At 62.1% G+C, this 4730-nt stretch carries 5 protein-coding genes; 1 reads left to right on the forward strand and 4 read right to left on the reverse strand.

Annotation, left to right across the window (positions count from 1 at the left end; genetic code table 11):
- The 4 genes from EN925_RS24120 to EN925_RS24135 all read right to left on the reverse strand — a co-directional run.
- Positions 1 to 509 (reverse strand): glycogen/starch/alpha-glucan phosphorylase (locus tag EN925_RS24120; protein ID WP_206632901.1); only part of this gene is annotated, 509 nt, incomplete at its 3' end.
- Positions 510 to 741: 232 nt separating this feature from the next.
- Positions 742 to 1551: an ATP-binding cassette domain-containing protein gene (locus EN925_RS24125; RefSeq protein WP_224621066.1), complete on the reverse strand. Its 810-nt coding sequence runs from the start codon at positions 1549 to 1551 to the stop codon at positions 742 to 744.
- Positions 1527 to 2588, reverse strand: coding sequence for an ABC transporter permease (locus EN925_RS24130; protein WP_013532703.1), 1062 nt, complete (start codon positions 2586 to 2588; stop codon positions 1527 to 1529). Before EN925_RS24130 ends, EN925_RS24125 begins: the two co-directional genes overlap by 25 nt.
- 159 nt (positions 2589 to 2747) lie before the next feature.
- Positions 2748 to 3764 (reverse strand): sugar ABC transporter substrate-binding protein, encoded by a 1017-nt coding sequence (locus EN925_RS24135; RefSeq protein WP_024503693.1) that lies wholly within the window; start codon positions 3762 to 3764, stop codon positions 2748 to 2750.
- Between the two features lie 228 nt (positions 3765 to 3992).
- On the opposite strand from EN925_RS24135, the gene EN925_RS24140 reads away from it, so the two are divergent.
- Positions 3993 to 4730: ROK family transcriptional regulator (locus EN925_RS24140; RefSeq protein WP_164768691.1), on the forward strand; the 738-nt coding region annotated here is incomplete at its 3' end.

Below are 4730 nucleotides of genomic sequence, written 5' to 3' on the forward strand. Positions count from 1 at the left end.
TGCCAGCCGTCGGGAATCTCCGGGCGGAACATGCCGTTGGCATAGCGGATGCCGTAGCCATGCGCGGGAATGTCGACGGTCGCCATGCTGTCCAGGAAGCAGGCCGAAAGCCGCCCGAGGCCGCCATTGCCAAGTGCGGCATCCGGCTCGAGTGCGGCGATGAGATCGAGATCGACGCCCAGAGACGACAGGGCCTCGCGCATGTTGTCCATCAGGCCGAGATTGGAGAAGGCATCGCGCATCAAGCGGCCGATGAGGAACTCCAGAGACAGATAATAGACGCGTTTTTCCTTCTGATCGTACGCCTCCTTCGTCGCCTGCATCCAGCGATCGACGATCCGGTCGCGCACGACCTTGATCGAGGCGGTCAGCCAGTCGTACTGGGTCGCAACGGTGGTATCCTTGCCGACCCGGTATTTGAGGGCCACCAAGACTTCACGTGCGAGTGTCTTGGGATCAGGATTTTCGAGCAGTGGAGGAAGGGGTTCGGATGTCATCGCGCTCGTCATGATGCCTCTCGTGCGGTTGCCATGATCATACCGGCTTTCATCGCTCCTCCCAGCCCATGCTAGCTGATACCGCTATATATTCAATCGATTTAAACATGCCCGAACCGGCATGCCCCCTGCGGCAATTTGGCAATTCGCAAGTGTGACGCGCCAAGACGGTCGCGCGACGCGCTTCAAATTCCTGTTCCGTGCTTGCCGTGCCGCCAACCCTCCAGCACTTGGGCGACATGTATCAGGCCGCCAGCGCTGCCTCGGGCGGAACCTTTGCTCCGGTCATGAAGGCCACGGCATCGGACATCGTATATTGCTTGGGATCGATGACGCAGAGGCGACGGCCGAGCCGGTGGATGTGAATGCGGTCGGCCACTTCGAACACATGCGGCATGTTGTGCGAGATCAGCACGATCGGCAGGCCGCGCTTCTTGACGTCGAGGATCAACTCGAGCACGCGGCGGCTTTCCTTGACGCCAAGGGCGGCCGTCGGCTCGTCCATGATCACCACACGACTGCCGAAGGCGGCCGCGCGCGCCACCGCAACGCCCTGCCTCTGGCCCCCCGAGAGCGTTTCCACAGCCTGGCTGATGTTCTGGATGGTCATCAGGCCAAGCTCGGTAAGCTTGTCGCGGGCGCGCTTTTCCATCGCCGGACGGTCGAGCATACGCAGCCAATCGCCCAGAAAACCCGGTTTGCGGATCTCGCGGCCAAGGAACATGTTATCGGCGATCGAGAGCGCCGGCGACAGTGCCAGATTCTGGTAGACGGTCTCGATGCCGGCTTCGCGTGCCTCCATCGGCGATTTGAAGGCGACGGGTTTGCCTTCAAGCCGGATCTCGCCTTCGTCGGGCACGGCCGCGCCGGAAATCGCCTTGATGAGCGACGACTTGCCGGCGCCGTTGTCGCCGATGACGGCGAGGATTTCGCCGGGATAAAGGTCGAAGTCGGCATTGTCGAGGGCGGTGACACGGCCATAGCGCTTGATCAGGCCACGCGCGGTGAGGATGGGTTCCTGGGTCATGGTCATGCCGACACCTTTCTGATCCATTGGTCGACTGCCACGGCGCCGATGATCAGCACACCGGTGAGCAGCACCTTCCATTGCGGATCGGCGCCCAGCATGTTGAGGCCCATGGAAACGACGCCGACGATCATCGCGCCGAACAGCGTGCCCAGGATGGAGCCGCGTCCGCCGAAGAGGGAAATACCGCCGATCACCGTCGCGGTGATGGCCTGCAGATTGTAGTCGGTGACGGCAGCCGACGGCGAGATCGAGCCGTTGCGGCCGATGGAGACCCAGGCCGCGAAAGCGGCGATCAGGCCGGCCAAGGTGTAGACCGTCATCAACACCTTCTTGGTCTGGATGCCCGACAGCTTCGCCGCCTCCTGGTCATCGCCAACGGCGTAGACATGGCGGCCCCACGCCGTGTGATTGAGCACGTACCAGAGGATCATCACGAGCAGGACCGTGGCAATGACGCCGAGCGTCAGCACCGCAGTGCCGACCTTGAAACTGATGGCAAAGAGATGCAGCAGCGGCGCCTGGGTATCGACGTCGGTGTCGCGGATCGTCTCGTTGGCCGAATAGATGAAGTTCGTGGCCATGACGATGTTCCAGGTGCCAAGCGTCACGATGAAGGGTGGTAGCTTCATGTAGGCGACAAGCACCCCGTTGAGCAGCCCGCAGGCGGCGCCGGCGGCAAGCCCGATCGCCACTGCGAGCGCGCTCGGCATGCCGTAGGAGACCGCGCAATTGCCCATGATCACCGCTGAAATCACCATGATCACACCAATCGACAGGTCGATGCCTGCGGTCAGGATGACCAATGTCTGCGCAGCCCCCAGAATGCCGATGATGGCGATCTGCTGCAGGATAAGCGTCAGCGTGTAGGACGAAAAGAAACGCCCACCGATGGTGATGCCGAAGACGATGATCGCCAGAACCAGGACGATCAGCGGCACCGCGGCCGGCGTCGAATGCAAGAAATGCTGGATACGCTTGACGGCCGATTTGTGCTCGTCAAAAGCAGCAACGCTGGTGTCGCTGCTCGAGAGAACCTTCTCGAATTCCTGAGCTTGAGCCATGTTTTCTCCCCGTAGGCTTCAGCCAAACGCCGACGCCAGTCCACGCCTTTCCGGTCTGCTGCCGGGATTGTTCGCGGTCACGCGAGCCATCGTCCACCCGAAGCAGCCGGGGATCAAGCCCCGACCGCTCAGGTTCCTTGGATGCCGGTCAGAACGGCATCAGCCCCAGCACTTGGCGAGGCCTTCCTTGGTGTCGATGGACTTGACGCCGGTGGCCGGCTTGTCGGTCACCAGGTTGACGCCGGTGTCGAAGAAGTTCTTGCCTTCGGTCGGCTTCGGCTTGGTTCCGTCCTTGGCAAAAGCGGCGATCGCCTCGATGCCGAGTGCAGCCATCTGCAGCGGGTATTGCTGCGAAGTGGCGCCGATGACACCTTCGGCCACCGACTTCACGCCGGGGCAGCCGCCGTCGACGGAAACGATCAGCACCTGGCTTTCGAGGCCGACAGCCTTGAGCGCCTGGTAGGCGCCGACAGCGGCGGGCTCGTTGATGGTGTGGATGACGTTGATGGTGTTGTCCTTCTGCAGGAGGTTCTCCATCGCCTTGCGGCCGCCCTCTTCGTTGCCGTTGGTGACGTCATGGCCGACGATGCGCGGATCGGTCTCGTCGCCGATCTTGTTGGGATCTTTTACATCGATGCCGTAGCCCATCATGAAGCCCTGGTCGCGCAGCACGTCGACAGTCGGCTGCGAAGGCGTCAGGTCAAGGAAGCCGATCTTGGCGTCCTTGGCCTTGTCGCCGAGCGTGGCGGCGGCCCAGGCCCCGATCAGCTTGCCTGCTTCGAGATTGTCCGTCGCGAAGGTCGCATCGGCGGCGTCGATCGGATCGAGCGGCGTGTCGAGCGCGATCACCAGCAGGCCGGCATCACGCGCTTTCTTCACGGTCGGCACGATGCCCTTGGTGTCGGATGCGGTGATCAGGATACCCTTGGCGCCATCGGCGATGCAGCTTTCGATCGCCGCGACCTGGCTCTCGCTGTCGCCGTCGATCTTGCCGGCATAGGTCTTGAGGTCGACGCCGAGTTCCTTGGCCTTCGCGGTCGCGCCTTCCTTCATCTTGACGAAGAAGGGATTGGTGTCGGTCTTGGTGATCAGGCAGGCGCCGACACCGGCCGCGGATGCGGACGAGGCAAACGCCATCAGCCCCAGAGCCGCGGCGGCAAACACGGTCGATTTCAACAATTTTGTATTGGTCACGATTTTCCTCCCAGTGGAACCATTCCGATGCCGGCCAACCGGCACCTGCAGCGCATCCAACGAAATTCTCCCAGCGTGGACGCTGCCTTAACAGACACCAGGCCGAAGCCCGTGTCAATAATTAAATCACTCTTATTTATTATTGACAGCATTGCTTCGTTCACCCATTCTGGCCCAAAAGCATTGAGGGGAAACGACGGGAGGAACAGGGTGGAAACGGCCATTGCGAGGCACGGTTCGCCCGAGGTGAATGACAGCCTCATTCACCGCGGCACCAACCAGAGCGGCATGCGCGACCACAATGAGCGGTTGGTGCTGTCGCTGGTGCGTCAACACGGCAGCCTGGCAAAATCCGACATCGCCCGCATGACCGGACTTTCGGCGCAGACGGTTTCGGTCATCATGCGCGAGTTGGAGGAAGAAAGCCTCCTGCTGCGTCAGGCGCCGTTGCGCGGCAAGATCGGCCAGCCTTCCATCCCGATGGCGCTCAATCCCGAAGGCGCTTTCTTCATCGGCCTGAAGATCGGCCGCCGCAGCGCTGAACTGGTGTTGATCGACTTCCTTGGCAATGTCCGTTCGATGCTGCAGCATTCCTATCGCTACCCGGCGCCGCGCGAGACGGTGGACTTCGTCAGCAACGGCATGCGGCAGATGCGCGGCGAGCTCACGCCCGCGCAAGACAAGCGCATCGCCGGGCTGGGCATCGCCATGCCGTTCGAATTGTGGAACTGGGCCGATACCGCCGGCGCCCCGCGCGACGTGATGGACGAATGGCGTCACCGCGACATCAGGGCCGACATCCAGGCGCAATGCGATTTTCCGGTCTATTTGCAGAACGACGCCACGTCGGCCTGCGGCGCCGAACTCGTCTTCGGGCAGGCGGGCGCTGCGCGTGACTTCGTCTATTTCTATATCGGCGCCTTTGCCGGTGGCGGCATCGTGCTGAAC

The sequence above is a fragment of the Mesorhizobium sp. M7A.F.Ca.US.006.04.2.1 genome (assembly GCF_004022915.1).
Lineage (GTDB): Bacteria > Pseudomonadota > Alphaproteobacteria > Rhizobiales > Rhizobiaceae > Mesorhizobium > Mesorhizobium ciceri.

What these genes read in the sequence shown, in the direction of transcription:
- EN925_RS24125 (WP_224621066.1), bottom strand. Translation starts at nt 1,551, where the DNA reads ATGGATCAGAAAGGTGTCGGCATGACCATGACCCAGGAACCCATCCTC.
- EN925_RS24130 (WP_013532703.1), bottom strand. Translation starts at nt 2,588, where the DNA reads ATGGCTCAAGCTCAGGAATTCGAGAAGGTTCTCTCGAGCAGCGACACC.